The sequence below is a fragment of the Kocuria sp. KSNUG genome, from assembly GCF_049532735.1.
GTDB classification, from domain to species: Bacteria; Actinomycetota; Actinomycetes; order Actinomycetales; family Micrococcaceae; genus Kocuria; species Kocuria rhizophila.
In genome coordinates, this window is the sequence record NZ_CP150981.1 from 2,708,051 (window position 1) to 2,732,973 (window position 24,923).

The 24,923-nt window shown below is 71.0% G+C and carries 24 protein-coding genes; 7 read left to right on the forward strand and 17 right to left on the reverse strand.

Going from position 1 to position 24,923, the window contains the following annotated elements; translation table 11 throughout:
- The first annotated feature begins 1 nt into the window (after position 1).
- From AABM36_RS11895 to AABM36_RS11905, 3 genes are all read left to right on the forward strand, one after another.
- A complete protein-coding gene (locus AABM36_RS11895; protein ID WP_423446479.1) occupies positions 2-1,639 on the forward strand; it encodes an AMP-binding protein in 1,638 nt (545 codons plus the stop codon).
- Between the two features lie 19 nt (positions 1,640-1,658).
- Complete coding sequence (locus AABM36_RS11900) at positions 1,659-2,171, forward strand: 2'-5' RNA ligase family protein (RefSeq protein ID WP_423446481.1); 513 nt, start codon at positions 1,659-1,661, stop codon at positions 2,169-2,171.
- A gap of 129 nt (positions 2,172-2,300) precedes the next feature.
- Complete coding sequence (locus tag AABM36_RS11905; protein WP_423446482.1) at positions 2,301-3,185, forward strand: 1,4-dihydroxy-2-naphthoate polyprenyltransferase; 885 nt, start codon at positions 2,301-2,303, stop codon at positions 3,183-3,185.
- 6 nt (positions 3,186-3,191) lie between these two features.
- Here AABM36_RS11905 and AABM36_RS11910 read toward each other — a convergent pair whose 3' ends face one another.
- Positions 3,192-3,470 (reverse strand): hypothetical protein, encoded by a 279-nt coding sequence (locus tag AABM36_RS11910; RefSeq protein ID WP_423446484.1) that lies wholly within the window; start codon positions 3,468-3,470, stop codon positions 3,192-3,194.
- Positions 3,471-3,573: 103 nt separating this feature from the next.
- Between AABM36_RS11910 and AABM36_RS11915 the strand changes: the two genes are divergently transcribed.
- Complete coding sequence (locus AABM36_RS11915) at positions 3,574-4,134, forward strand: PLD nuclease N-terminal domain-containing protein (RefSeq protein ID WP_423446485.1); 561 nt, start codon at positions 3,574-3,576, stop codon at positions 4,132-4,134.
- Between the two features lie 232 nt (positions 4,135-4,366).
- On the opposite strand, the gene ccsB is transcribed toward AABM36_RS11915, so the two are convergent.
- From ccsB to AABM36_RS11970, 11 genes are all read right to left on the reverse strand, one after another.
- Complete coding sequence (gene ccsB, locus AABM36_RS11920) at positions 4,367-5,497, reverse strand: c-type cytochrome biogenesis protein CcsB (protein ID WP_423447958.1); 1,131 nt, start codon at positions 5,495-5,497, stop codon at positions 4,367-4,369.
- Between the two features lie 16 nt (positions 5,498-5,513).
- Positions 5,514-7,205: a cytochrome c biogenesis protein ResB gene (gene resB / locus AABM36_RS11925; RefSeq protein WP_423446487.1), complete on the reverse strand. Its 1,692-nt coding sequence runs from the start codon at positions 7,203-7,205 to the stop codon at positions 5,514-5,516.
- The gene (locus AABM36_RS11930; protein ID WP_124109086.1) at positions 7,202-7,960 is read right to left on the reverse strand and encodes a cytochrome c biogenesis CcdA family protein; all 759 of its coding nucleotides are present in this window, start codon (positions 7,958-7,960) and stop codon (positions 7,202-7,204) included. Before AABM36_RS11930 ends, resB begins: the two co-directional genes overlap by 4 nt.
- Positions 7,957-8,589 carry a TlpA family protein disulfide reductase gene (locus tag AABM36_RS11935; RefSeq protein ID WP_423446489.1) on the reverse strand — a complete coding sequence of 211 codons (633 nt, stop codon included), beginning with the start codon at positions 8,587-8,589 and terminating at the stop codon, positions 7,957-7,959. Before AABM36_RS11935 ends, AABM36_RS11930 begins: the two co-directional genes overlap by 4 nt.
- A gap of 44 nt (positions 8,590-8,633) precedes the next feature.
- Entirely contained in the window at positions 8,634-9,305 is a 672-nt protein-coding gene (locus AABM36_RS11940; RefSeq protein WP_423446491.1) for a histidine phosphatase family protein, read from the reverse strand.
- 58 nt (positions 9,306-9,363) lie between these two features.
- Positions 9,364-9,705 carry a glutaredoxin family protein gene (locus tag AABM36_RS11945; RefSeq protein ID WP_423446493.1) on the reverse strand — a complete coding sequence of 114 codons (342 nt, stop codon included), beginning with the start codon at positions 9,703-9,705 and terminating at the stop codon, positions 9,364-9,366.
- A gap of 70 nt (positions 9,706-9,775) precedes the next feature.
- A complete protein-coding gene (locus AABM36_RS11950; RefSeq protein ID WP_005504750.1) occupies positions 9,776-9,874 on the reverse strand; it encodes a 30S ribosomal protein bS22 in 99 nt (32 codons plus the stop codon).
- A gap of 154 nt (positions 9,875-10,028) precedes the next feature.
- On the reverse strand, positions 10,029-10,826 hold the full coding sequence (locus tag AABM36_RS11955) for a FadR/GntR family transcriptional regulator (RefSeq protein ID WP_423446495.1): 798 nt from the start codon (positions 10,824-10,826) through the stop codon (positions 10,029-10,031).
- 102 nt (positions 10,827-10,928) lie between these two features.
- Positions 10,929-12,269, reverse strand: coding sequence for an NADP-specific glutamate dehydrogenase (gdhA, locus tag AABM36_RS11960; RefSeq protein ID WP_423446497.1), 1,341 nt, complete (start codon positions 12,267-12,269; stop codon positions 10,929-10,931).
- Between the two features lie 39 nt (positions 12,270-12,308).
- The gene (locus tag AABM36_RS11965; protein WP_423446499.1) at positions 12,309-13,175 is read right to left on the reverse strand and encodes a metalloregulator ArsR/SmtB family transcription factor; all 867 of its coding nucleotides are present in this window, start codon (positions 13,173-13,175) and stop codon (positions 12,309-12,311) included.
- A 72-nt stretch (positions 13,176-13,247) separates the two neighbouring features.
- Positions 13,248-14,459 (reverse strand): acetoin utilization protein AcuC, encoded by a 1,212-nt coding sequence (locus tag AABM36_RS11970; RefSeq protein WP_423446501.1) that lies wholly within the window; start codon positions 14,457-14,459, stop codon positions 13,248-13,250.
- A gap of 140 nt (positions 14,460-14,599) precedes the next feature.
- Between AABM36_RS11970 and AABM36_RS11975 the strand changes: the two genes are divergently transcribed.
- Together AABM36_RS11975 and AABM36_RS11980 are read left to right on the forward strand one after the other, a co-directional pair.
- Positions 14,600-16,045, forward strand: coding sequence for a TrkH family potassium uptake protein (locus AABM36_RS11975; RefSeq protein ID WP_423446503.1), 1,446 nt, complete (start codon positions 14,600-14,602; stop codon positions 16,043-16,045).
- Positions 16,038-16,706, forward strand: a complete 669-nt coding sequence (locus tag AABM36_RS11980) for a potassium channel family protein (RefSeq protein WP_019311110.1) — start codon at positions 16,038-16,040, stop codon at positions 16,704-16,706. The genes AABM36_RS11975 and AABM36_RS11980 overlap by 8 nt, the downstream gene beginning before the upstream one ends.
- A gap of 164 nt (positions 16,707-16,870) precedes the next feature.
- On the opposite strand, the gene AABM36_RS11985 is transcribed toward AABM36_RS11980, so the two are convergent.
- Positions 16,871-17,962: a carboxylate-amine ligase gene (locus AABM36_RS11985; RefSeq protein WP_423446505.1), complete on the reverse strand. Its 1,092-nt coding sequence runs from the start codon at positions 17,960-17,962 to the stop codon at positions 16,871-16,873.
- Positions 17,963-18,008: 46 nt separating this feature from the next.
- The gene (gene proC / locus AABM36_RS11990; protein WP_423446507.1) at positions 18,009-18,848 is read right to left on the reverse strand and encodes a pyrroline-5-carboxylate reductase; all 840 of its coding nucleotides are present in this window, start codon (positions 18,846-18,848) and stop codon (positions 18,009-18,011) included.
- Positions 18,849-19,450: 602 nt separating this feature from the next.
- Between proC and AABM36_RS11995 the strand changes: the two genes are divergently transcribed.
- Positions 19,451-19,978 carry a potassium channel family protein gene (locus AABM36_RS11995; protein WP_423446509.1) on the forward strand — a complete coding sequence of 176 codons (528 nt, stop codon included), beginning with the start codon at positions 19,451-19,453 and terminating at the stop codon, positions 19,976-19,978.
- Between the two features lie 130 nt (positions 19,979-20,108).
- Here AABM36_RS11995 and AABM36_RS12000 read toward each other — a convergent pair whose 3' ends face one another.
- From AABM36_RS12000 to topA, 3 genes are all read right to left on the reverse strand, one after another.
- Positions 20,109-20,915 carry a sugar phosphate isomerase/epimerase family protein gene (locus tag AABM36_RS12000; RefSeq protein WP_423446511.1) on the reverse strand — a complete coding sequence of 269 codons (807 nt, stop codon included), beginning with the start codon at positions 20,913-20,915 and terminating at the stop codon, positions 20,109-20,111.
- Positions 20,912-21,892: a Ppx/GppA family phosphatase gene (locus AABM36_RS12005; RefSeq protein ID WP_423446513.1), complete on the reverse strand. Its 981-nt coding sequence runs from the start codon at positions 21,890-21,892 to the stop codon at positions 20,912-20,914. Before AABM36_RS12005 ends, AABM36_RS12000 begins: the two co-directional genes overlap by 4 nt.
- 102 nt (positions 21,893-21,994) lie before the next feature.
- Positions 21,995-24,880, reverse strand: coding sequence for a type I DNA topoisomerase (gene topA, locus AABM36_RS12010; RefSeq protein ID WP_423446514.1), 2,886 nt, complete (start codon positions 24,878-24,880; stop codon positions 21,995-21,997).
- Positions 24,881-24,923: the final 43 nt, after the last annotated feature.

The following is a 24,923-nucleotide window of genomic DNA, read 5'->3' on the forward strand; positions in this document are numbered from 1 at the left end:
CGTGAGCCCCCACGGTTCCACCCCTCCGCACGACGACGCCGCTCCCGCCCACCGCGGGCCGCGCACCCCCGCTCCCGGTCCGGGAGCCGGTGCCACGTCACCCGCCACGGAACCGGTTGTCCCCTCCCCCGGAGCTGACCCGCGGGTCGCCCCGTCCGGGCCGGGCACCTCCGCGTCCGGAACGGAGCTCGGCCACCCACTCGAGGCGCCGCGGGCCGCGGAGCTGCCGAGCGACGTCGTCATGCTGGACGGCCCCGTGGCGGGCGACCCGGTCGAGCTGCTCCCCCGGCTGCGGGCGGCGCTGTCCCGGCCGGGGCCCGCGGTGGTCGTGGCCACCTCCGGGTCCACGGGACGCCCCAAGAAGACCGTGCTGAGCACAGAGGCGCTGACCGCCTCCGGGCGGGCAACCGAGCGCGCGACCTCCGGACCCGGCCAGTGGCTGCTGTGCCTTCCCGCGCACTACGTGGCCGGGGTGCAGGTGCTCGCCCGCTCGGTCCTCGCGGGCACCACCCCCGTGGTCATGACCGGCGAGCACTTCACCCCCGGGGCATTCGCAGATGTCGCTGCAGGCATGGACCACCCCGTGCGGTACGTGTCCGTGGTGCCCACCCAGCTGCAGCGCATCCTGGACCCGGCCGACGGCTCCCCGGACCCCCGCGCGGTGGCGGCGCTCGCGCGCTTCGACGCCGTGCTCGTGGGCGGCTCGCCCTTGTCCCCGGCGCTGGCAACCCTGGCCGACGTCGCCGGCGTGCGCGTGGTCCGCACGTACGGCATGTCGGAGACGTGCGGGGGCTGCGTCTACAACGGCGCCCCGCTGGACACTGTCACCGTCCGCATCCTGCCCGACGACGCCGCTCCCCACCTCGCGGACGCCCCCGCACCGAGCGCGCCGCCCGCCGAGGAGGCGTCTGCGCGAACTTGGTCCGCCGAGGAGGGGTCCACAGGAACCTCGTCTGCCGTGGAGGTGCCCGTGGGAACCCTGCCTGCAGAGGCAGGAACGGCGGAGGCTCCCTCCGTCGCGGCAGGTTCTGCAGGTGAACCGGCCCCGGTGGCACCGGCCGAGGGCCGGATCTGGCTGGGCGGCGAGGTGGTCGCCTCGGGCTACCTGGACGATCCCGCGCAGACCGCCGCCCACTTCCGGGTCTTCGAGGGGCGACGCTGGTACCGCACCGACGACCTCGGATCGATGGACGAGCACGGCCGCCTCACCGTGCTGGGCCGCACGGACGACGTGATCAACACCGGCGGTGTGAAGGTCTCCGCGGGCCGGGTGGCCGAGGTCCTCCTGGACCACGACCGGGTGCGACAGGCGCTCGTGCTCCCTGTGGCCCACCCGGAGTGGGGCCAGGAGGTGGCCGCGGTGGTGGCCGTGCGGCGGCCCATGCACGACGAGCCCGTCCCGGACGACCACCATTCCGACTGCGGTCCCGACCTCGACCCCTTCCTTGAACAAGAGCTGGCCCAGTCGGTGCGCGAACGCCTCGGAGCGCCCGCCGTTCCCAAGCGGTGGCGCCGAGTGGACCGCCTCCCCCTGCTCGCCACGGGCAAGCCCGACCGCCAGGCGACCGCCGCGCTGTTCACCGGGGAATCGGGAGCGAGCTCCGGTGCGGTGCTGGGCCCGCACCCCGGCAAACGCTGAACGACGGAGCGGAGAAACCGTGCCCCTGCACTCCCTGGACCTCGTTCTCGCCCCGGGCGACGACGCCCTCGTCCGTGCCCGGTGGGATGCCCTGAACCGTGCGGGACTGCCGAGCCAGGCCCGCCACCGCAGCTCGTCCAACGCCCCGCACATCACTGTGGTCTCCGCCCCGGGCTTCCCCGAGGCGGTGCTGCGGCGGGCCAGGGAGCTGTTCGGTGCGCTGCTGCCGTGTGCCGTTCCCGTCACCGGGCTCACGGTCCTGGGCACAGGCCCGTACGTGCTGGCCGAGTCGCTCGCGGTTCCGCCCGCGGTGCTCGGCGCCGTGGCGGAACTGCGGGGCCTGCTGCCGGAGCAGCGCACCCCGTCCGATCCCTGGGTTCCCCACGTCACCCTCGGCACACGCCTGGACGCCCCCGCCGTGGGCCGGGCGCTGGAGGTGCTGAGCGACGTCGCCCCACCCCGCTCGCTGGACGTCACCGCGCTGCGGCGCTGGGACCCGGACGCACGAGAGGTCACGGTGGAGGTGCCCTGAGCCCCGCCCCGCCCCGCGCTCGGAGCGCTCCGAGGCCGCCCGCGCCGGCGTCGTCCGCAGGTCATGTGCACCTGCACAGAGCATGAAACAATGACGGAACGTCCTCGTCCGTTCACGAAAGGTTGCACCGTGGCCACACCAGCTCAGTGGGTCGAGGGGGCACGTCTGCGCACGCTGCCCATGGCCGCGGCCCCGGTGATCGCCGGCACGGCCGCCGCGCAGACCATGTACGAGGCCCGCGTGGTGCCCGCACTGCTGGCCCTGGTGGTCGCGCTCGCGCTGCAGATCGGTGTGAACTACGCCAACGACTACTCGGACGGCGTGCGCGGCACGGACGACGAGCGCGTGGGCCCCTTGCGCCTGACCGGTTCCGGCGCCGCCACCCCGCGGGAGGTGAAGACCGCCGCGTTCGCGTGCTTCGGCATCGCAGCGGTGGCGGGTGCCGCCCTCGTGGTGCTCTCGCAGCAGTGGTGGCTCGCCCTCGTGGGGCTGCTGGCCATCGCAGCGGCCTGGGGCTACACGGGCGGAAAGAAGCCGTACGGCTACATGGGCCTCGGGGACCTGTTCGTGTTCCTGTTCTTCGGACTGGTGGCCACCCTGGGCACCACGATCACCCAGGCCGGCCGGCTGAACATGGACGCCTGGGTCATGGCGGTGTCCACCGGGCTCTTCGCGTGCGCCCTGCTCATGGCCAACAACATCCGGGACATTCCCGGGGACCGTGAGGTGGGCAAGCAGACGCTGGCCGTGCGGCTCGGGGATCCCAAGGCCAGGCTCGCGTTCACCGCGGAGCTGTTCGTGGGCATGGTCCTGCCGCTGCTGCTGGTCCCCGGCAACCCGTGGGTGCTGCTGGTCTACGCCATGACGCCCCTGGCCGTGAACGCGGGCTCCACGGTGCTCAAGACCCCCGAGCGGCGCGAGCTGATCCCCGTGCTCAAGATGTGCGGCTTCATCAACCTCGGCGTCACCGTGCTCTACGCGGTGGCGGTGTTCGTGCAGCAGTACGTGGGCTGAGCCCGCTCAGAGCTCCCGGCGGGACTCGGCATCCGTGTACGAGTCCTCGATCTCCTGGTCCTCGAGCTCCACGCGGTTGGTGGGCTTGGGCGAGCGCGCGATGAAGCGGTGGAAGTCCTGACCCGCGGCGTAGTGCAGCTTGGGGAAGAAGATGTAGCAGATGGCGAACGCGGCCACCACGGCCGCGATCCCGGAGAACACCAGTCCCAGCCCCAGGAGCATGAACAGCAGGAACAGGGCCACCAGGATGCCCAGGCGCAGCAGGGAGTACTTCAAGAAGTTCACGGGCCCATTCTAGGTGGTCTCGCTGTGCACACCCCGGGCGCGGCGCTGCACACCCGCGGCCATGAACACGGTGGCGCCGGCGCACTCCCCTAGGATGATCGGCATGGGCAGAGCCATTCTCATCATCGGGTCCGGCGCACTGGCAGTGGGCCTCGTCATCTATGCGCTGATCGAGTGCGCACAGTCGGAGAGGTACCGGGTGCGTGCCGTCCCCAAGGGCGCGTGGCTGCTCATCATCCTGCTGCTGCCCGTGGTCGGGGCCGTGCTGTGGCTCTTCTTCGGCCGTCCCCGCACGGACGACGCCGCCCGGGACGCCGCCCGCGGCCGCGGCCCGGACGACGATCCCCAGTTCCTGCGCAACCTCGAGGAGCGCCGCAAGCAGCAGGAGCAGGCACGCAAGCTGCAGGAGTGGGAGAACGAGCTCAAGCGCACCGGTAGGGCACCGGGAGCCAAGCCGCAGGTGGACGAGCCGCTGGACCCCTCCGACCCGCGCTGGACGGAGCCCACCACCGGTTCACACGCCGTGGACGACTCGCACGGCGGCGGGAACACGGACCCGGGCAGTGGACGGAGCACCGCCGGGGACCACCACACGGACGAGACCCCGGACGGCGACGGCACCGGCCCCGGTCGCCCCGAGGGAGAGCCTCCCCGCCACGACTGACCTCCGTCCGGGACACGGTCGCTGAACAGCCACACGCGGACGGTCCTGGCGCCCGGCCACCGCGCGCCCCGGTGTCCCCCTGCACCCGGGCACCCCGCCCCCCCCTCGTGTGCCCCGAAGCACCCCGCAGCCAGCACCTCATGACAGAGCCCGCCTCCGCAGCAGCGGAGGCGGGCTCGTTCGTGGAAGGCGGTGGGCGGCGTCATGATGTCTGTGGACGCCGCCCCGCGCGTCACAGGCCGGAGTAGGAGTGCAGGCCCGGGAACAGCGTGTTGACCACGGTGAAGTTGAAGACCACGCACATGTAGCCGGCGATCGACAGCCACGCGGAGCGGTTGCCGTTCCAGCCGCGGGTCACGCGGGCGTGCATGTAGGCGGCGTAGACGGTCCACACCACGAAGGTCCAGACCTCCTTGGTGTCCCAGCCCCAGAAGCGGCCCCAGGCCTGGTCGGCCCAGATGGCGCCGGCGGCCAGGGTGAAGGTCCAGAACACGAAGCCCACCGAGTTCAGGCGGAACGCGAAGTTCTCCAGCGTGACCGAGTCCGGCACAGCGCGGAGGAAGCCCATGCGGGACTCCTGCCCGGAGGCCAGCAGCCGCTCGCGGCGGGACTGCATGAGCTGCAGCACGGCCATGGCGAACGTGATGGTGAAGACGCCGGACGCCGCCACCGCGATGGAGACGTGGATGATCAGCCAGTAGGACTGCAGGGCGGGCTGCAGCGGGGACACCGGGGTGGGGAACGCGATGGTGGCCAGGCACAGCATGGTGAGCACCAGGCCGGAGACCATGGGGCCCACGAAGCGCAGGTCCTTGAAGATCAGCGTGACCAGGTACACGCCGGAGACCACCAGGGCACCCGTGCTGCAGAACTCGTACATGTTGGCCCACGGCACACGGTCCGCGGCGATCCCGCGGGAGACCACGGCGAAGGCGTGGAGCACGAACGCAATGACCATGAGGGCCACGGCCACGCGCGCCGCCGGGCGGCGGGTGTTGTGCTTGTAGTTCAGCGCCTCGAACTCGCCGGCACCCTTGGTGGTGTTCTGCGCGGAGGTGCGGAACTCGTCGGAGACCGTTCCGCCCCCGTCCGTTGCCGCGGTGGACGGGCCGCTGGCGCCCGACGCCGCCGGGCCGGAGACCGTGTCCACGGAACCTGCCGCGGAGGAACCGCCCGCAGCAGCCGCGCCGGCGCCCACGAGCTGCTCGGACTTCCGCTCGGCCGCGGCCTGCTTGGCGGCCCGCGAGCGCTCCTTGACCGCGAGGGTCTTGGAGTGGGTGGCCATGTCCCACACGAAAGCCACGAACGCCACCATGTAGGTCATGGCGGCCAGGAGCATGAACCACTCGCTCCAGTTGCCCAAAGTCACATTGATGTCGCTACCCATTGTTTTGCGCCTTATCCGACGAATCCAGGTGGAACTCCCGCACGCCGCGGTCCTCCCACAATGACGTCCACAGAGCTGTCAGTTTTTCGGCTTCCGCACCCAGGCGGTGGTCCTCGCCACGCGCCAGCAGGCCGTACTCCAGAACAGTACACCGCACCCCGTGGGCGTCCTCGGTCTCCACGGCCCGCACCCACGCCCGGCGGCGCGCGATGAACAGGCTCATGATGAGCCCGGTGAACGCCACCAGGAACGAGATGAAGGCCGGGATCCGCCCCGGGTCGTAGTGCACGTCCAGGCCCACGTAGCGCTTGACGTCCACGAACTCCACGCTGCCCTTGCCCTCGGGCAGGGTGGCCGTGCGGTGCTGGCCGTCCAGCACGATGGGCCCGTTGGGCGAGCTCATGGAGTTGAGCTCCTCCAGGTTCTGGGTGTCCAGCACGTACACGTTCTGCGGCTGGCCGCTGTCCAGTCCCAGGTCACCGCTGAACGAGGAGAGCAGCAGTGCGGGGTTGTTCAGCGCCGGGTCCACCGACTGCGGGATCTGCCCGTCCTGGGAGACCGCCGTGGGCAGCAGGAGACCCACGAAGCCCAGCTGGTCCGGAGCGGCGTCGGGCACCTTGAGGGTCAGGGAGGAGGTGTAGACCGAGTCGGAGGGCACCGTGACCACGGGCCCCTCGTAGGCCACGTTGCCCTCGCCGTCCTTCACGCGCAGCACGGGGGCGTAGCCGTTGCCCACCAGGTACACCTTGGTGCCGTCCACGTTCAGCGGCTTGTTGACCTCCAGCTGGACGTCCTCCGGCTCGGCCCCGGGTTCCTCCGTGACGGTGAGGTCCGCGTTGAAGTCCGTGGGCTGTCCGTAGTGCTCGGGGTCCGAGGTGTCACGGTTGAAGGTGGCCTCGAACGAGTCCAGCTGCAGGGAGAACGGGTTGAGGGAGTCCTCGTCGAAGTTGTTGCCCGGCTCGAAGGAGTCGTAGGCCACCAGGGTGTTCACGAAGGACTCGCCCTCCACCACGACCTTCTGCCCCTTGTACCCGTACAGGGATCCGATGGCCACGGAGATCAGCACGGCCAGCAGCGCCACGTGGAAGAGGATGTTGCCCACTTCCTTGAGCATGCCCCGCTCGGCCGCGACCGACGGCGCCGCGGAGCCCAGGTCCTGGACCTGCACACGGTAGCCGCGCTTCTTCAGCGCCGCCTCCGCCTGTTCGATCGCCTCGTCCGGGGTGGGGCCCTCGCCGCCGTCCCGGCCGCCCAGCATGACCTTGCGGTACTGGGGCATCCGGGTGAGCCGCTTGGGCGTGCGGGGCGGCTTGGAGCGCCAGGCCTTGAAGTGCTGGATGGCACGCGGGATCACGCAGCCCACGAGCGAGATGAAGAGCAGGATGTAGATCGCCGAGAACCAGTAGGACTGGTAGACGTCGAAGAGCTGCAGGGTGTCCAGCACCGGCCCGATCGTGGGGTTGGCCTCGATGTAGCTGGTGACGGCCTCAGGGTCCTGCACCCGCTGCGGGAACAGGGAACCGGGCACCGCGGCGATCGCCAGGAGCAGCAGCAGCACCAGCGCCGTGGACATCTTGGTCAGCTGCCGCCACGCCCAGCGCAGCATGCCGATGAACCCGAGTGCCGGGACCTCCACATCGGGGCGCTTCGGCTTCCGCTCACGCGGAGTGCGCGCTGTCGTCATATCGGCATCACCCAATCGGTTACGAATTCGGACTGGATCCAGGAGACCAGTGCGGACCAGACGCCCGTGGCCATGGCCAGGCCGATGAGTACGAGCACCACGCCGCCCACACGCTGCAGGGTGAGGCGGTGGCGGCGGAAGAAGGACATGGCCCCCATCCCCCGGCGCATGGCCAGGGCGATGAGGATGAACGGGACGCCGAGTCCCAGGCAGTAGGCGGTGGTCAGCACCACGGCCTTGCCCGTGGAGGCACCGTCCACGTAGGCCAGCGCCTGCACGGCCGCGAAGGTGGGTCCGATGCACGGCGCCCACCCGAGCCCGAAGGTCATGCCCAGCACGGGCGCTCCCCACAGGCCAGGAGGTGGCCGGCGTTCGATCTTGCGGTCCCGCTGGAACCACGAGAACCCGCCCAGGAACACCACGCCCATGACCATCACCAGGATCCCGAGCACCACCATGATCCACTCCTGGCCCCGGAACCACGCGAAGGCCCCGAGCTGGGCGAGCACCACGGACATGAGCACGAACACCAGGGAGAAGCCCAGGACGAAGAGCAGGACCCCCCAGAAGATGCGGCCGCGGCGCTGCTCGCGCAGGTCCGCCCCGGTGAGCCCGGTGATGTACCCCAGGTAGCCCGGGATCAGCGGCAGCACGCACGGGGAGGCGAAGGAGACGAAGCCCGCCAGCAGTGCCACGGGCAGCGCGGCAATCAGTGAGCCGTCGAGGATGACCTCGGCGAAGGGATTGCCGTTCATGCGGACTCGGCCACCGTGTCCTTGATGAGCGCGTCCAGGGTGGACTTGTCCGCCTTGCCGAGGATCCGGGCGGCCACCCGGCCCTCCGAGTCCAGCACCAGGGTGGTGGGCACCGCCTGCGGGGGCACGTACTCGCTCAGGGCCAGCAGCACCTCACCGTTGAGGTCCGTGGCGGAGGGGTACTCCACGCCGAAGGTGCGCTCGAACGCCTCGGCGGTGGCCTGCTGGTCCCGCAGGTTCACGCCCATGAACTGGGCCTGGTCCCCGTACTCCTCGTGCAGCGCCACGAGGTCCGGGGCCTCCGCACGGCACGGGGCGCACCCGGCGTACCAGAAGTTGAGCACCACGGGCTTGCCGCGCAGGCTCTCTGCGGAGACGGTGGAGCCGTCGTACATGGCGGCGTCGAAGGACACCGGCTCGCCGCGCTGCTCCGGTGCGTACTCGCTCACGGAACCGTCCCCGGCCACGTACCCCTTGTCCCCGCCGGAGTTCGCCTGGTCCGCGAGGTCGTCGGAGGACGCCGAGCAGCCCGTGAGTGCGAGGCCCGCCGCGGCCACCACGGCGATCAGCCCCGTGCGCACACGCGTGCGGGCGCGCGGACGCCGGGCGGAGGAGGGCTGTGGGGTCACGGAGTCATCACCTGAAGACGTGAGGGGGTGCAGTGGGACATCGATTATGAGCCGGGAAGCTGGTTGACACCTGGATAGAGGTGGGCGGCCGGTTCCCGGTAGTGCAGCTGCGGGACCTCGGCCGCGTCCACGTCACGGAACGTCAGGGAGGTCAGCGACGCGAGGTTGCACTGCCGGCGCCGCGGATCGTGCGGCAGGGGGCGTCCCTCCACCGAGCGGCGGGTCAGCCAGATGGGCAGCTGGTGGGACACGGCCACGGCCTGGGCGCCGTCGCCCCCGATCTGCACGGCTTCCCGGGCGAGCTCCCGCACGGCCTGGGCCATGCGCTCCACCTGCTGACGGTACGGCTCGCCCCACGAGGGGCGCAGGGGGTTGAGCAGGTGCGGCCAGTGCTTGGGCCTGGCCAGCTCCCGGCCGGACACGTGCAGGCCCTCGAAGTGGTTGGCGGGCTCGATCAGCCGCTCGTCCGTGCGGACGTCCAGGCCCAGTTCACGGGCCACCGGTGCGGCCGTCTCCCGGGTGCGGGTCAGCGGGGAGCATGCGAGGAGCACGATGTTCTCCCCCTCCTGCACGCGCTGCGCGAGGTCCGCCGCGGCGGCCTCCGCCATGCGGGCGCCCTTCTCGGAGAGGTGGTAGTCCGGCAGGCGACCGTAGACCACGTGCTCGGGGTTGTGGACCTCGCCGTGGCGCAGGAGGTGAACGGTAGCTGAAGGCATGGCCCCAGTGTCTCAAACCCCGCCGGGAGGCCCCAATCCGAGGTCCAGGCTCCGAGGTTCAGGCGAGCACCGCGCGCAGCCGCTCGCCGTCGATCCGCCAGCGGTCCCAGGCCGCGCCGTCCACGAACACCACGGGCACGAACTCGGCGTAGTCCCGGACGAGGGCGGGGTCCCCGGTGATGTCCTGCTCGCGCAGCTCGGTGCCGGTCTGTGCGCAGACCCGTTCCACGACGTCCCGGGCGTCGTCGCACAGGTGGCACCCAGGCTTGGTCAGCAGCGTGACCTCGTGCCGCGGACGCGTACGGGTCCAGTCCACACCGGACAGTAGCCCACCCGTGCGCCCGGACGAGCCCGGGCCGGTGCCGGCGGGGGCCTGCGCAGATCGGGGCTGATCGGTCATGGCGACCATGCTACGCACATGGCAAGGCCCCGCTCCCCCAACGGGGAACGGGGCCTGGCACGCGCGCTGCCTACTTCTTGTTGCGGCGCTGGTGGCGGGTCTTGCGAAGCAGCTTGCGGTGCTTCTTCTTGGACATGCGCTTGCGGCGCTTCTTGATGACCGAACCCATAGGATCCCTCACAATTCTCTGGACAGTGTGTTTGCTGGGGGCTGCGAGTCAACGCCACCCCGCCCCATCGAACTCAGGGGCAACATCCGATTAACGGCAAACTACGCCATAGCCTACCGCGTGACCCCGCCTCGCCTGAAAACGGGGGCCGGGCTCACGCGCTCGCGCGGGGCGCGGTGGAGAGCTCGTCGTCCTCGGTGGCCCGGTCCGGCGACGCCGCCGCGTCGCCCAGGGCACGCGGGTCCGCCGCGGTGCTGCGGGCCTGGTCCGGGTCCACGCCGGCCTCCTCGTACTGGTACTCGATGTGCTCGCGCACCAGACGGGCCGCGAGGGTGCGGTCCCCCGCGTCCAGGGCCCCGACGATCGCCCGGTGCTCCGCGCGGATGCGGCTGGACGTGGTGGACCACAGCGGGACGTGACCCACCAGCGCCATCGTGTACTCGTAGATCGAGTCGCGCAGCGCGGTGAACAGCGCCGTGCTGACCGCGTTGCCGCAGGACTTCACCAGGGCGATGTGGAAGCTCACGTAGAGGTCGTGGAACTGCTTGAGCCCCAGGTCCTCGCGGTCCATCTCCGTCATGATCCCCTGCAGCTCGTCCCGGGGGATCCAGCGCTGCTCGGAGGCGTGCAGGGCGGAGGTCTCCAGCAGCACCCGGGTCTGGACGATGTCCCGGAGGGGGTGCTCGGAGGTGGCCATGTGCAGCTGCAGCGCCGGACCGGCGGACGCGGCGGGCTCCCGCACCAGGATGGGCAGGATGCTGCGGTGGGGGCCCTCGAAGAGCTTGACGATCCCCTGCGCCTCGAGGATCTTCAGGGCCTCGCGCATGGAGTTGCGGGACACGCGGAAGATCGCGGCCATGTCCTTGTCAGTGGGCAGCCGCTGCCCCAGCACCAGGTGTCCGTCGAACAGCTCGTTCTCGAGCCACTGCAGAACCTCTCGATGCGTTGCCATAGTCTCCACCCTAATCTCGACGGGTGACCAACCGCTGGATGCGGCGGCCGGTCACCGTCGCGAGCCCCCGTATTCTCGTGCTCTCTGCTCTCGTGCGCGGTCTCAGATGATGCCCTGGGCCACCATGGCGCGCGCCACCTTGATGAACCCGGAGATGTTCGCACCGGCCACGTAGTTGCCGGGCATGCCGTACTCCTCGGCGGTCGCGGCGCAGGTCTCGTGGATGCCGCGCATGATCTCCTGCAGCCGGTCCTGCGTGTGCTCGAAGCTCCACGAGTCCCGCGAGGCGTTCTGCTGCATCTCCAGGGCGGAGGTGGCCACACCGCCGGCGTTCGCGGCCTTGCCCGGCGCGAACAGCACGTCCGACTCCTGGAAGAGGTGCACGGCGTCCGTGGTGCAGGGCATGTTCGCGCCCTCGGCCACGGCCACCACGCCGTTCTCCAGCAGGGTCTTGGCCTGGCGGCCGTTGAGCTCGTTCTGGGTGGCGCACGGCAGGGCCACGGAACCCGGGACGTCCCACACGGAACCGCCGGCCACGTAGGTGGCGGAGGAGCCGCGGCGCTCGGCGTAGTCGCTCATGCGCCCGCGCTCCACCTCCTTGACCTGCTTGAGCAGCTCCAGGTCGATGCCGTCCTTGTCCACCACGTAGCCGCCCGAGTCCGAGGCGGTGAGGGCCTTGGCCCCGAGGGACTGGGCGCGCTCGATCGCGTAGATGGCCACGTTTCCGGAACCGGAGACGACCACGTCCCGGCCGTCGAAGCTCTTGCCCTGCGTCTTGAGCATCTCCTCGGCGAACATCACCGCGCCGTAGCCGGTGGCCTCGGTGCGCACGAGTGAGCCGCCCCAGGACAGGCCCTTGCCCGTGAGCACCCCGGACTCGTAGCGGTTGGTGATCCGCTTGTACTGCCCGAACAGGTAGCCGATCTCCCGGCCGCCCACGCCGATGTCACCGGCGGGAACGTCCGTGTACTCGCCGATGTGGCGGTACAGCTCGGTCATGAAGGACTGGCAGAAGCGCATGATCTCGGCGTCGCTGCGCCCGGAGGGGTCGAAGTCCGAGCCGCCCTTGCCGCCGCCGATGGGCATGCCCGTGAGCGCGTTCTTGAAGATCTGCTCGAAGCCCAGGAACTTGACGATGCCCAGGTACACCGAGGGGTGGAAGCGCAGCCCACCCTTGTACGGGCCCAGGGCGGAGTTGAACTCCACGCGGAAACCGCGGTTGATGTGCACCTCGCCCTGGTCGTCCACCCACGGCACACGGAAGATGATCTGCCGCTCGGGCTCGCAGATCCGCTCCACGATCGCGGAGTCCAGCACCTCCGGGTGCCGCGCCACCACGGGTCCCAGGGACTCGAAGACCTCGTCCACGGCCTGGTGGAACTCGGACTCTCCCGGGTTGCGTGCCGTGATGATCTGCCGGATGGGGATCAGTTTCTCGTGCATGGCTCTCCTGCCGTCTCGTGGTGTCGGTGGGTGGGGCCCTCAGTCGCGGCGTGTGCCGCGGCCACGGCGCCGGAACCCCGTCAGAGTGGACAGCAGACCGCTCTGACGACGATGCGCCCCACCGCGCGGACGCAGCAGCTCCGCGCTCTCGGACGGGTCGGGCCCTGCAAGATCGCGGGGGCCGGCCTCGCGCACGGCACCGGACTGCGCGCGTGCGTCGGCGGGGACATCGTTGTCCACCTTAGCCGCTGTGACCGGGGCCTCCTCCTCGGGGAGGGTCTCGACCCAGTGCTCCACGGCGGTTTCGAGGTCCTCGCTCTCGCGGTCGGCGGCGGGGTCCGGCTCCCCCAACCCGGCGCGGTGCTCCGCAGCCTCGTCCTGGGCGTCGGACACGGCAGGCGCCCCGGACTCGTGGTCCGCCACACCGGCCCCGGGCGCGTCATCCACGGCAGCCGGTACGACGCCGGTCCCGGACTCCTCGTCCTCCGTCACCTCGGTGACCTCCGCGGTGAACCACGGCACGGACCGCTCGGGGGCGGATTCGGCGGCCGGGGAGCGGTCTCCCTCCTCGGCATCGTCCGACGCGATCGGCGGGACGGGCTCCGAGGCCGGCGCGGGCGGCGTCGTCCCCTGTGCGGGATCCGCGGCGGCGACGACGAGCTCACCCAGCCAGGCCACGACCTCCTCGAGGGGTTCGGGGGCGATGCTGTAGAAGCGCTTCTGCCCCTGCGCCCGGGTGCTCACCATGCGGGCGTCACGCAGCACCTTGAGGTGCTTGGACACCGTGGGCTGGGAGACCTCCAGCTCGGTGACGAGCTCGCCCACCGGCCGCGCACCGTCCTGCAGGGCCGCGAGGATGCGGCGTCGTGTGGGATCGGAGAGCGCGGAATATGCATCGTGGGACATGGGAAACAGCCTAGTGGGAGCGCGCGCGTCCACCCCAATCCGCTGCCCGGTGCGCCCCGCCCGGCAGGCGTGTCAGTCGTACCAGGGGTCCAGCCCCCAGTGGGGGAAGACCTCCTTGCGGGTGGCCATGATGCTGCGGTCGGTCTCGTCGTTGGGGTCGTAGCCGATCTCCCAGGACCGCCACCACAGGTCCACGTCGTCACCCATGACCTCGGGAGGCCGGCCGCCGTACGTCTCGCTCATGTAGTCCCGCCAGGACTGCGGCACCCTGGTGGTCACGGCCACGGGGTGGCCCGATGCGACGCCCACCAGGTGCGCCCAGGAACGCGGCACGGCGTCGTGGACGTCGTAGCCGCCGCCGCCCGTGGCGAGCCAGCGGCCCTCGCAGACCTCGTCCGCGAGGTCACGCACGGCGAGCGCCACCTGACGCTGGCCGTCCACGCTCACACGCAGGTGGGTCAGCTCGTCCTGGAAGTGGGAGTCGCAGCCGTGCTGGGAGACGATCACCTCGGGGGCGAACTCCCGCGTGATCGGGGGGACCACGGCGTCGAACGCGCGCAGCCACTGGGCGTCGTCGGAGCGCGTGGGCATGGCCACGTTGACCACCGTCCCGGCGGCCTCGCCCTCGCCGATCTCGTTGGCGAAGCCCGAGCCCGGGAACAGGGAGAGCCCCGTCTCGTGCAGGGAGATGGTCATGACGCGGGGCTCGTCGTAGAAGATGGACTGCGTGCCGTCCCCGTGGTGGCCGTCCACGTCCACGTAGAGCACGCGCTGCACGCCGTTGTCCAGCAGGTGCTGGATGGCCACGGCGCAGTCGTTGTACACGCAGAAGCCCGAGGCCCTGTCCGCGGCCGCGTGGTGCATGCCGCCGCTGAAGTTGACGGCGTGGACCACCTTCCCGCTCAGCAGGTCCATGGCCCCCTGGTAGCTGCCGCCCACCAGCCGCGCACTGGACTCGTGGATGCCCGAGTAGCCGGGGGTGTCCTCCGTACCCAGGCCGCACTCCGGGATCTCACGGGTGGGGTCCTCGGAGACCGCGCGCACGGACTGCACGTACTCCGGGGTGTGCACGAGCTCCAGGACGGCGTCCTCCGGGACCTCCGGCACCGTGACCCGCACGTTCTCCGCCGTGTCCAGGCCCAGGTCCTGCACCAGGCGCATGGTCGCGTCCAGCCGCGTGGGACTCATGGGGTGGTAGTCCCCGAAGTTGTACTGCAGCAGCTGCGGGTCCCAGTAGACGCTGGTGGGGTGCTGGGCGTCGTTGCCCTTTGTCACGGAGCTCACAAACCCATTAGACCACTCGGGTTGCGGGGCTGTCGCCGCACCGCACCGGGACAGGGAATACTGGAGGACGTTGCGCCCAGCAACTCCCGGGATCCGCGCCGCGCACCCCGGTTCACCCCGTGACCGCCCGAGGAGGTGCCGTGAGCGAGCTCGAACAGCCCAGCGCCGTGGAGGAGCAGGATGCCGACGCCTCCGCCACAGAACCTCTGACCACGCGCACTGCGCGCGGGATCCGCGACTTCGTGGACCGGATCGCGGACTCCTCCCCCGCGCGGCTGGCCGTGATCGTGTTCGTGATCGTGGACCTCGGTTTCGCGCTGCTGCTGTGGCTGCCGGTCTCCGCGCAGCCCGGTCGGCACACGGACTTCGCCGATGCCGTGTTCACCGCCACCTCCGCCGTGACCGTGACGGGGCTGACCACCGTGTCCACTGCCGCGCAGTGGTCCCTGTTCGGGCAGGTGGTCATTCTGGTGGCCATCCAGGTGGGCGGCCTGGGCACCCTGACCATGACCTCCATCCTGGCCCTGGCCATCGGGCGGAAACTGGGGCTGAAGTCCAAGCTCATCACGCAGGAGGCGCTGAACATCGGGCGCCTGGGCGAGGTGGGCTCGCTGCTGCAGATCATCGTGATCACCTCCATCACCATCGAGGCCGCACTGGCCGTGGTGCTCTCCGTGGGCTTCCTGGCAGAGGGCGAGCCCCTGGGCACCGCTCTGTGGCACGGCGTGTTCTACGCGGTCTCCAGCTTCAACAACGCCGGCTTCACCCCGCACACGGACGGGCTGGTGCCCTACGACCACGCCGGGCCCACGGTGTGGCTCATCCTGCTGCCGGTGTGCGTGGGCGTGATCATGGGCTCCCTGGGCTTCCCCGTGATCCTGGTGCTGCGCCAGGTGGGCTTCCGCTTCAACCGCTGGAACCTCAACGCCAAGCTCACCGTGGTGACCACGGCCATCCTGCTGCTGCTCGCGTGGGTGCTGTTCCTGGCCGTGGAGTGGAACAACCCGGAGACCCTGGGCGGGAAGTCCGTCCCGGAGCGGATCTTCCAGGGGTTCTTCGCGTCCGTGATGATGCGCTCCGGCGGCTTCAACCTGGTGGACATGCCGGACACCTCCCAGGTCACGCTGCTGCTCACGGACGCCATGATGTTCGCCGGGGGCGGCTCCGCGTCCACCGCGGGCGGGATCAAGGTGACGACGCTCGCCGTCGTGTTCCTGGCGATCCTCGCGGAGGCGCGCGGCGACCAGTCCGTGATCGCGTTCTTCCGCACCATCCCGGACTCGGTGCTGCGCATCGCGATCTCCGTGATCATGATGGGTGCGTCCGTGGTGCTGGCCGGCTCCGCCGTGATGGTCGCGCTCACGCACCTGCCCCTGGACCACGTGCTGTTCGAGGTCATCTCCGCGTACGCCACGTGCGGGCTGAGCACGGGTGTCTCTGCGGCGTCCCCGGACGCCGGGAAGTACGTGCTGTCCGTCATCATGCTGGTGGGGCGCATCGGCACCACCACGGTGGCCACCGCCCTGGCGCTGCGCTCCCGCCGTCGTCTGTACTCCTACCCGGAAGAGAGGCCGATCATTGGCTAAGAACTCCTCCCACGCCGCCCCCGTCCTGGTGGTCGGGCTAGGCCGGTTCGGTGCCGCCACGGCGCTGCAGCTCATCCAGCAGGGCCGCGAGGTGCTCGGCGTGGAGCGCGATGCGAGCCTCGTGCAGAAGATGGCCGGGCAGCTCACCCACGTGGTGGAGGCCGAGGCCACGGACATGGACGCCCTGCGCCAGATCGGTGCCGCGGAGTTCTCCTCCGCGGTGGTGGGCGTGGGCACGTCCATCGAGTCCTCGGTGCTGATCACCGCCAACCTGGTGGACCTGGGCATCGACCGGATCTGGGCCAAGGCCATCTCCCCCGCCCACGGCAAGATCCTGGCGCGCATCGGCGCGCACCACGTGATCTTCCCGGAGGCGGACGCCGGACGGCGCACCGCCCACCTGGTCTCCGGGCGCCTGCTGGACTACATCGAGTTCGACGACGACTTCGCGATCGTCAAGATGTACCCGCCCCGCGAGACCCAGGGCTTCACGCTGGGCGAGTCCGACATCCGCTCCAAGTACGGCGTGACCGTGGTGGGCGTGAAGTCCCCCGGCGAGGACTTCACCTACGCCCGCCCCGAGACCACGGTCTCCTCGCGGGACCTGCTGATCGTCTCCGGGCACGTGGACCTCATCGAGCGCTTCGCCGCCCGCCCGTAGCACGACGCCGCACGGTCGCCTCCCGGGCGTCCTTCACCCGCCGGAGGTCGGCGGCCGTCCCGGCCCGCGGGAGAAGACGCGCAACGGCACCCGCGGGTGCGGCGGCGTCGTACCGGCCCGCACACGCGTGAACGCCGCAGCGCAACCGTGCGCGGTTCCCCGGCTCAGGCGCGCGGGTCCGCCGTCATCGCCTGCGTGGCCATGTCCATGAGCCCGGGGATCCCGGCGCGGGCGAACGCGCGGCGCTGCCGGATGGCGCCGTTGCCGCGCGCCACGATCCGGCGCACGCCGGTCTCCGCGAACTCCCGGTCCGCGGCCGTGGGGTGGTAGTCCCGCGCCCGTTCCAGCAGCGTGTCCACGAGGGTCTCCCCGGGGACGAGCTCCGCGGCCACAGGGTCCAGGACGCGACCGCTCAGACCCCACCGGGCCGCCTGCCACAGGGCGATGTCCAGGTACTCCTGGCTCAGCTCCACGGTGGGCGGCACGTCCACGGCGTAGTCCGCGAGCGCGCGGATCAGCACCGCGATGGCCACGGAGTCCTGGGCCTCCAGCTGGACGTCGCACGCCCGGATCTCCAGGGTGCCGTGCCTGTGGGAGAGCCGGGCCAGCCAGCTCAGGGTGGAGGGGCTCTCCATCACGTCGAACGCGCTGAGCACGGCCACACGCTGCTCGTGGTCCGCGAGATCCTTGAAGTGCGGCGGGATGTCGTTCGCGATCCACCGGCGGTAGTGGATGGAGCGCCAGGACTCGAAGCCGGACTCCGCGCCCCGCCACAGGGGCGAGTTGGCGCCGATCGCCACGAGGGCGGGCAGCCAGCCGCGCAGCCCGTTCAGGGCCCGCACGGCGTCCTCCATGTCCGGGAAGCCCAGGTGCACGTGCATGCCGCTGATGTACTGGTCCGCGGCGATCGCGGGCGTGTACCCGGCGAGGCGCTGGTAGCGCTCGTTCACCGTGATGTCCGCGGGCTCGGGGCGGATGTCCGGGGCGGCGGCCACGCCCACCACGTCCATGCCCATGGCGTCCGTGGCCTCGTGCAGCGTGGTGCGGAAGTCCACGAGCGAGGCCACGGCCCCGGCGGCGTCGTGGAAGATCGGGGAGGTCTCCTCCACCTGGCACGAGAGCCACTCGGGCGTGGCCGCGCCGCCGCCCGCCTCCAGGGAGACCAGCTGCGCGGACTGCTCGGGGGTGGGGCGGGCGGGAAGCCTGTCCCCGCGGTCGATCAGGAGGAACTCCTCCTCGATGCCGAACGTGCTCATGGTGTACCGCCTTGTTGGTCTCGTGGGGTGGGCGTGGGAGCGGGCGTCACTGCCCGTCGTACTCCTTCTCCATCTCGTCGCCCTTGGTCGCGGAGGCCTCCGCTCCTGCGGCGACGATGTCCCGCAGACCCTTCTCGTCGAACGTGGTGATGGCCTGCTCGGTGGTGCCGCCCGGGCTGGTGACGGCCCGGCGCAGATCCGCGGGATCGGCGTCGTCCGGGGCGAGCAGCTCTCCCGCACCCGAGACCGTCTCCTTGGCGAGCACGCGCGCGGTCTCCGGGTCCAGGCCCAGCTTCTCGCCGGCCTGCTGCATGGCCTCGGCCAGGTAGAACACGTAGGCGGGGCCCGAGCCGGAGACGCCGGTGACCGCGCGGATCAGATGCTCGGGGACCTCCACCACGGTGCCCACCGTGGCGAGGACGTCCTTGACCTGCGCGAGCTGCTCGGCCGAGGTGTGCTCCCCCGGCGTCACGGACAGCGCCCCGCGGCCCACGCTGGAGGGCGTGTTGGGCATGCAGCGCACCACGGGCTGGCCGTCCGGCAGGGCCCGCTGCAGCGCGTCCAGGGTGACGCCCGCGGCCACGGAGACCACCACGGTGGAGGGGTCCAGCGCGGGCGCGACCTCACGGGCCAGGTCCAGGATGGCGTAGGGCTTCACGCCCAGCAGCACGACGTCCGCGCCGGCCACGGCCTTCCGGTTGGCCTCCGGGTCCGACTCCCCGGCGAAGACCTCCACGCCGGTCTCCCGGTGCAGGTCCTCCGCGGACGACGCCGAACGGGTCGTCGCGCGCACGCCGCCCGCCTCCGTGCCCGCGGCCAGCACGCCGCGCAGGATGGAGCCGTTCATGGAACCGGCTCCGAGGAACGTCAGTGTCAGCTCAGCCATGGTGTCTCATCCTCTCGGGCCCCGCGGGCACGCCGGGTGGCGCCGTTCACGGGCTGTGGTGGTCGGGAAGCTCCCCCGACGGTACCGCGCCGCCCCGGGGGCCCGCGACTGGGGGCCCGGCGGCCCGTGGGAGTGTGCGGGGCCCAGGGAGGACCCAGGGAGGACGGTCCCGTTCGCGCGGGGCACACCGGGGGCGTTCGCGGGACCCGTGGGAGGCGTTCGTGGGACCCACCGGAAGTGTTCCTGGGCCCGCCGGAGGCGTTCACCGGGCCCACGGAACGGCAGGCACTCCGGGGACACAGCGGGGGCGTTCGCGGATTGCCCGATTAGGGTTGGGCCCAGCACACCACGCATCGAGTCAGGAGCCCGCGTGTCCTCTTCCCTCCACCGTGCCTCGCGGCGGTGCCCTCGCGTCCGGCTCCCCGAGCGGAGCCCGTCCACCGCGTCCACGAGCGCCGCGCGGCGTCCGCTCGTGGCGGCTCACCATCCGCGGGTGGTCCGCGGAGTGGCACTGCGCCCACGGGTGGTTCCCGTAGCACCCCTGCACCCCCGGGCGGCCCGCCCGGCGGCTCAGCATCCGCTGACGGGACAGGAGGTGCGCGATGTCCTCGGAGCCCGCTGAGACCCAGACACCGACCCGCGTGCAGCGTGGTTCCCACGGGCGCGGGTGGACCAGTTCGATCCGCCCCCTCCGGGCCCTGGTCGGTCTGCTCGCGGTGACCGTCACGTACTACGCGATCCCCCTGGACCCGGACAGAGACCTCGGTGGACGCATCATCGCCTCACTGCTGGGGCTGACCGTGGTGGGTGCCGTGATCATCCGCCACCTGCGCCGCGGGGACGATCCCGTGGGCCGGCTGTTCCTGCTGCTGATGGTGGCGGTGGCCGTGATCGCGCTGTCGTTCCACGCGGTGTCCATGATCCCCGGCCAGTTCGAGGGGCTGGAGACGCGCACCGACGCGCTGTACTTCACGGTGGTCACCCTGGCCACGATCGGCTACGGGGACATCCACCCCGTGGGGCAGACGGCCCGCGCACTCGTGGTCGTGGCCATGGGCTTCCACGTGGTCTTCCTGACGTTCCTCGTCTCCGCCATCTCCCGGCGGCTCGGGGAGCGACTGCCCGGGTAGGTTCGCACCCGCGGGGCCGTCCCCGCGCGCGGTGCCAGCCCGGCGACGTCGCCCGGATGCGTCCTCTGCCGCGCCGCCGGTGCGAGCGCGCGGCTCGCCGGGTGACAGTGCCCGTGCCGGGGCGGCCGCCTCAGCCCTGGACCGTCATGTGGCGGCGGGCGAAGTCCAGGGACTCCGCGAGCCACTCGTCGCGCTGGTCCGGGGTCTCGCACTTGCGCGTGGAGACCTCCACGCCCACCACGCACTGCCAGCGCTGGTCGCGCAGGTACTCGAGCGTCTGCGCGACAGGCTGCACGCCGTGGCCCGGGAGCAGGTGCTCGTCCGCGAGCGTCTCCCCGGAACCGTCCGTGAGGTGCACGTGGCCCAGCCGGGAGCCGAGCTCCTGCACGGCCGCGAGGGAGTCCATCGTGGCCGTGGCGGCGTGGGAGAAGTCCCACGTGACCCAGTCGTAGTCCTGGCCCAGCGGGCTGTAGTGCGGGGAGTAGACCACCGCTTCCCGTCCGGCCACGCGCCACGGGTACATGTTCTCCACGGAGATCTTGGTGTCCGTCATGCGGGAGACCTCCCGGACCCCCGCCACGAAGTTCCGGGCGTACTTGCGCTGCCACCGGAACGGCGGGTGGGCCACCACCACCTCGGCGCCCACCTGGTGGGTGAGCTTCGCGGCCATCTGGATCTTGGTCCAGGACTTGCCCCACACCTGCTGGGTGAACAGCAGCGTGGGCGCGTGGATGGTGGAGATGGGGATCTGGTACTTCTGCACGCTGTCCAGCAGCTGGTGGGTCAGCTGGCTCATGCGCTCGTGGGTCACGAGCACCTCCACGCTGTCGTAGCCCAGGCGGGTGGCGGCCTCGAAGGTCTCCGGGACGCCCTGGGGGTACAGCGAGCTCGTGGACAGCGCCACGTGGGGCCGGTAGACGGCAGGGGTCTCGCTCATCGGCGGTTCACCAGGTCCTTAGGGTTGACGGTCTCGCTCGTGGCGTCCCGGACCAGGCGGTCCATGCGGCGCAGGATCAGGCCCTCGCGCAGCGCCCACGGGGAGATCTGCACGGTGTCCACCGCGAGCATGTCCATCGCGGTCTCCGCGACGATCGCCCCAGCCACCACCTGGGCGGCCCGGTGCTCGGAGACGCCCGGCAGGTCCGCGCGCTCCACCACGCTCATGGCCTCCATGCGACGGGTCCACAGCCGCAGGTCCTCCAGGTGCATGAGCCGCTCCACGTACGGTCCCTGTGCGGAGGGCGCCGCCCCGCAGATCCTGGCGAGGGAGCGGAAGGTCTTGGAGGTGCCTGCCACGAGGTTCGGGTGCCCGCCCCCGGCGATCCGGTCCACGGCCGGGCGCAGCGTGGTGCGCACGTGCTTGCGCAGAGCTTTGAACTGGGCGGGAGAGGCGACGTCGGACCCCGCCAGGTAGGTCCGGTACAACCGGCCCGCTCCCAGCGGCACGGAGGTGGCCACCGTGGGCAGCGCATTGGTGCCGATCGCCATCTCGAACGAGCCGCCACCGATGTCGAAGTCCAGGATCCGGCCCGCACTCCACCCGAACCAGCGGCGCACGGCCGAGAACGTGATGGCGGCCTCCTGGTCCCCGGACAGCTCCGTGAGCGTCACCCCCGAGGTGGACTGCACGTGCTCCAGGACGTCGTTGCCGTTCGTGGCCTCACGGATGGCCGAGGTGGCGAACGCCAGCAGGTCCTCCGCACGGTGCTCCACCGCGAAGTCCCGGGCCTCCACCACGAAGGACGTGAGCAGGTCCCGGCCCTCGTCCGTGATCCGCCCGTCCGCGTCCTGGTGGTCCACCAGCCGCAGCGCCACCTTGTGGGACGCGTACGGCTCCGGGCGGGAGCCGGGGTAGACGTCCAGCAGGAGCAGGTGCACCGTGTTGGAGCCGACGTCCAGGACGGAGAGCCTCATGGGAGTTCCTTACTTTCGCAGACGTGCGGTGCCCGGCCCGGCCCAGCTCGGGGGCGCGAGCCGGTCGGTTGACCCCCAGGGGTGCCGGGCCGAGGGTGGACCCTACTTCGCGGTGGTCTTGGTGGTGGCCGTCTTCCGGGCCGCCGGCTTCCTGGCGGCGGGCTTCTTCGCGGCCGGCTTCTTGGCCGCGGGCTTCTTGGCGGTGGAGCTCTTGGCCCGCGAGCGCGCCGGGGCCTTGGCCGGGGCGGGGCCCTTGGCGCGCTTCTCCGCGAGCAGCTGGGAGGCCCGGGCCGCGGTGATCTGCTCGATCGCCTCGGCGCGCGGCACGGTCACGTTGGTCTCGCCGTCCGTGATGTACGCGCCGAAGCGGCCCTCCTTGATGACCATGCGCTTCTCCGTGAGGGGGTCCGCGCCCAGGTCCGCGAGCGGCGGCCGCGCGGCCTGGCGGCCACGCTGCTTGGGCTGCGCGTAGATGGTCTTGGCCTCCTCCAGGGTGATCGTGAAGATCTGGTCCTCGGAGGAGATCGAGCGGGAGTCTGAGCCCTTCTTGAGGTACGGCCCGTAGCGGCCGTTCTGCACCGTGATGGTCTCACCGTCCGTGTCCTGGCCGAGCTCGCGCGGCAGGGACAGCAGCTTCAGGGCGTCCTCCAGTGTGATGTCCTGCAGGTTCATGGACGAGAACAGCGAGGCCGTGTTCGGCTTGGGCTTCTCGATCTTCTTGGGCTTGGGGTTGCCGTTCTTGTAGTACTCGGTGGGGATCGCGTCGAGCTCCTCCTGCGTGGGCTCGGGCACGATCTCGGTGACGTAGGGACCGTAGCGTCCGTCCTTGGCCACGATGGTGCGGCCGTTCTCCGGGTTCACGCCCAGCTCACGGCCGTCCGCCTTGCCGATCTCCATGAGCTCCTGCGCCTTCTCGGGTGTGAGCTCGTCCGGGGCGAGGTCCAGGGGGACGTTTGCGCGCACGGGATCCGTGATCTCCCCGGTCTCCGGGTCCAGGGTGCCGCCGGACTCCAGGTAGGGGCCGTACTTGCCCACGCGCAGGGTGATCTCGTCCGTGATCGGAATGGAGTTCACGGCCCGGGCGTCGATCTCCCCGAGGTCCTCCACGATGGGCTTGAGGCCGGGATCGGACGGGTTCTCCCCGAAGTAGAAGCCCGAGAGCCACTTCACGCGCTCGGCCTCGCCGCGCGAGATCCGGTCCAGGTCCTCCTCGAGCTCCGCCGTGAAGTCGTAGTCCACGTAGTCCGAGAAGTGGTCCTCCAGCAGCCGCACCACGGAGAACGCGAGCCAGGACGGGATCAGGGCGGAACCGCGCACCTGCACGTAGCCGCGGTCCATGATCGTGGAGATCGTGGCGGCGTAGGTGGAGGGGCGGCCGATGCCTAGCTCGTCCAGGGTCTTCACCAGGGAGGCTTCGGTGTAGCGGGCCGGCGGGGTGGTGGTGTGCCCGTCCGCGGTGACCTCGGAGGCGTCCAGTGCATCGCCCTCGGCCATCACGGGCAGGCGCTTGTCCTCGTCCTTGGCGCCCTTCTTGCCGGAGTCCGCGGTGAGGTCCGGGTTCACGTCCCGGCCCTCCTCGTACGCGGCCAGGAACCCCCGGAAGGTGATGACGGTTCCGGAGGCCGAGAACTCGGCGTCGGCCCCGGCGTGCTCACCGGCCGCGGAGGTGGCCGTGGCGCCCAGGCGCACCGTGGCGGTGTCGCCCTTGGCGTCCTGCATCTGGGAGGCCACGGTGCGCTTCCAGATCAGCTCGTAGAGCTTGAACTCGTCCACGGACAGCTGCGAGCGCACCTGGGAGGGCGTGCGGAAGGTGTCCCCGGCGGGGCGCACGGCCTCGTGGGCCTCCTGCGCGTTCTTGGACTTGGAGGCGTACACGCGCTTGGAGGACGGCACGAACTCCGGGCCGTAGAGCTCCTTGGCCTGTGCGCGGGCGGCGTTGACGGCCTGGTCGGACAAGGCCACCGAGTCCGTTCGCATGTACGTGATGTAGCCGTTCTCGTACAGCCGCTGCGCCACACGCATGGTGGTGCGGGACGTGAAGCGCAGCTTGCGCGCGGCCTCCTGCTGCAGCGTGGACGTGGTGAACGGTGCCGCGGGCCGGCGCGTGTAGGGCTTGGTCTCCAGGGAACGGACCGAGAAGGGCGCGTCCTGCAGGCCGGCCGCGAGCGCCGTGGCCACGGTCTCGTCCAGCGTGACCGGTGCGTTGCCGGAGGACGGGGACTTGAGCTGGCCGCGGTCGTCGAAGTCCTTGCCCGTGGCCACGCGGCGGCCGTTGACCGAGCTCAGGCGCGCGGAGAACGCACGTCCGGCGTCCTGGCCCTCGGGGCGGGAGAACTGGCCCGTGAGGTCCCAGTAGTCGGCGGGGACGAACGCGATCCGCTCGCGCTCGCGCTGGACCACCAGGCGGGTGGCCACGGACTGCACACGGCCGGCGGAGAGACCCGAGGACACCTTGCGCCACAGCACCGGGGAGATCTCGTAGCCGTAGAGCCGGTCCAGGATGCGGCGGGTCTCCTGCGCGTCCACGAGGTCCTGGTCGATGTCCCGCAGCTGGCCGAAGCCGCGCTCGATGGCCTCCTTGGTGATCTCGGGGAACGTCAGGCGGTAGACGGGCACCTTGGGCTTGAGCACCTGCAGCAGGTGCCACGCGATGGCCTCGCCCTCGCGGTCCCCATCAGTGGCGAGGTAGAGGGCGTCCGCGTCCTTGAGCTTGCGCTTGAGCTCGGTGACCTTCTTCTTCTTGTCCGGGTTCACCACGTAGTACGGGTCGAACTCGTGCTCCACGTCCACCGCGAACTTGCCGTACGGGCCCTTCTTCATGTCCGTGGGCAGCTCGGAGGGCTGCGGCAGGTCACGGATGTGTCCCATGGAGGACTCCACCTCGTAGGCGTCCCCCAGGTAGCCCGCGATCGTCTTCACCTTGGACGGTGACTCCACGATCAGCAGGCTCTTGCCCGTGCCGGCGGTCTTGGTGGCCTTCGGTGCCAAAGGTGCTCCTCGTCGTGACCCGTGCTTGCGGGGCGGGTCTGTT

What these genes read in the sequence shown, in the direction of transcription:
- resB (WP_423446487.1), bottom strand. Translation starts at nt 7,205, where the DNA reads ATGACGACAGCGCGCACTCCGCGTGAGCGGAAGCCGAAGCGCCCCGAT.
- AABM36_RS11945 (WP_423446493.1), bottom strand. Translation starts at nt 9,705, where the DNA reads ATGACCGATCAGCCCCGATCTGCGCAGGCCCCCGCCGGCACCGGCCCG.
- AABM36_RS12000 (WP_423446511.1), bottom strand. Translation starts at nt 20,915, where the DNA reads ATGAGCGAGACCCCTGCCGTCTACCGGCCCCACGTGGCGCTGTCCACG.
- gdhA (WP_423446497.1), bottom strand. Translation starts at nt 12,269, where the DNA reads ATGCACGAGAAACTGATCCCCATCCGGCAGATCATCACGGCACGCAAC.
- AABM36_RS11940 (WP_423446491.1), bottom strand. Translation starts at nt 9,305, where the DNA reads ATGCCTTCAGCTACCGTTCACCTCCTGCGCCACGGCGAGGTCCACAAC.
- AABM36_RS11915 (WP_423446485.1), top strand. Translation starts at nt 3,574, where the DNA reads ATGGGCAGAGCCATTCTCATCATCGGGTCCGGCGCACTGGCAGTGGGC.
- AABM36_RS11965 (WP_423446499.1), bottom strand. Translation starts at nt 13,175, where the DNA reads ATGTCCCACGATGCATATTCCGCGCTCTCCGATCCCACACGACGCCGC.
- AABM36_RS11950 (WP_005504750.1), bottom strand. Translation starts at nt 9,874, where the DNA reads ATGGGTTCGGTCATCAAGAAGCGCCGCAAGCGCATGTCCAAGAAGAAG.
- AABM36_RS12005 (WP_423446513.1), bottom strand. Translation starts at nt 21,892, where the DNA reads ATGAGGCTCTCCGTCCTGGACGTCGGCTCCAACACGGTGCACCTGCTC.
- AABM36_RS11930 (WP_124109086.1), bottom strand. Translation starts at nt 7,960, where the DNA reads ATGAACGGCAATCCCTTCGCCGAGGTCATCCTCGACGGCTCACTGATT.
- AABM36_RS11985 (WP_423446505.1), bottom strand. Translation starts at nt 17,962, where the DNA reads ATGAGCACGTTCGGCATCGAGGAGGAGTTCCTCCTGATCGACCGCGGG.
- proC (WP_423446507.1), bottom strand. Translation starts at nt 18,848, where the DNA reads ATGGCTGAGCTGACACTGACGTTCCTCGGAGCCGGTTCCATGAACGGC.
- AABM36_RS11955 (WP_423446495.1), bottom strand. Translation starts at nt 10,826, where the DNA reads ATGGCAACGCATCGAGAGGTTCTGCAGTGGCTCGAGAACGAGCTGTTC.
- AABM36_RS11995 (WP_423446509.1), top strand. Translation starts at nt 19,451, where the DNA reads ATGTCCTCGGAGCCCGCTGAGACCCAGACACCGACCCGCGTGCAGCGT.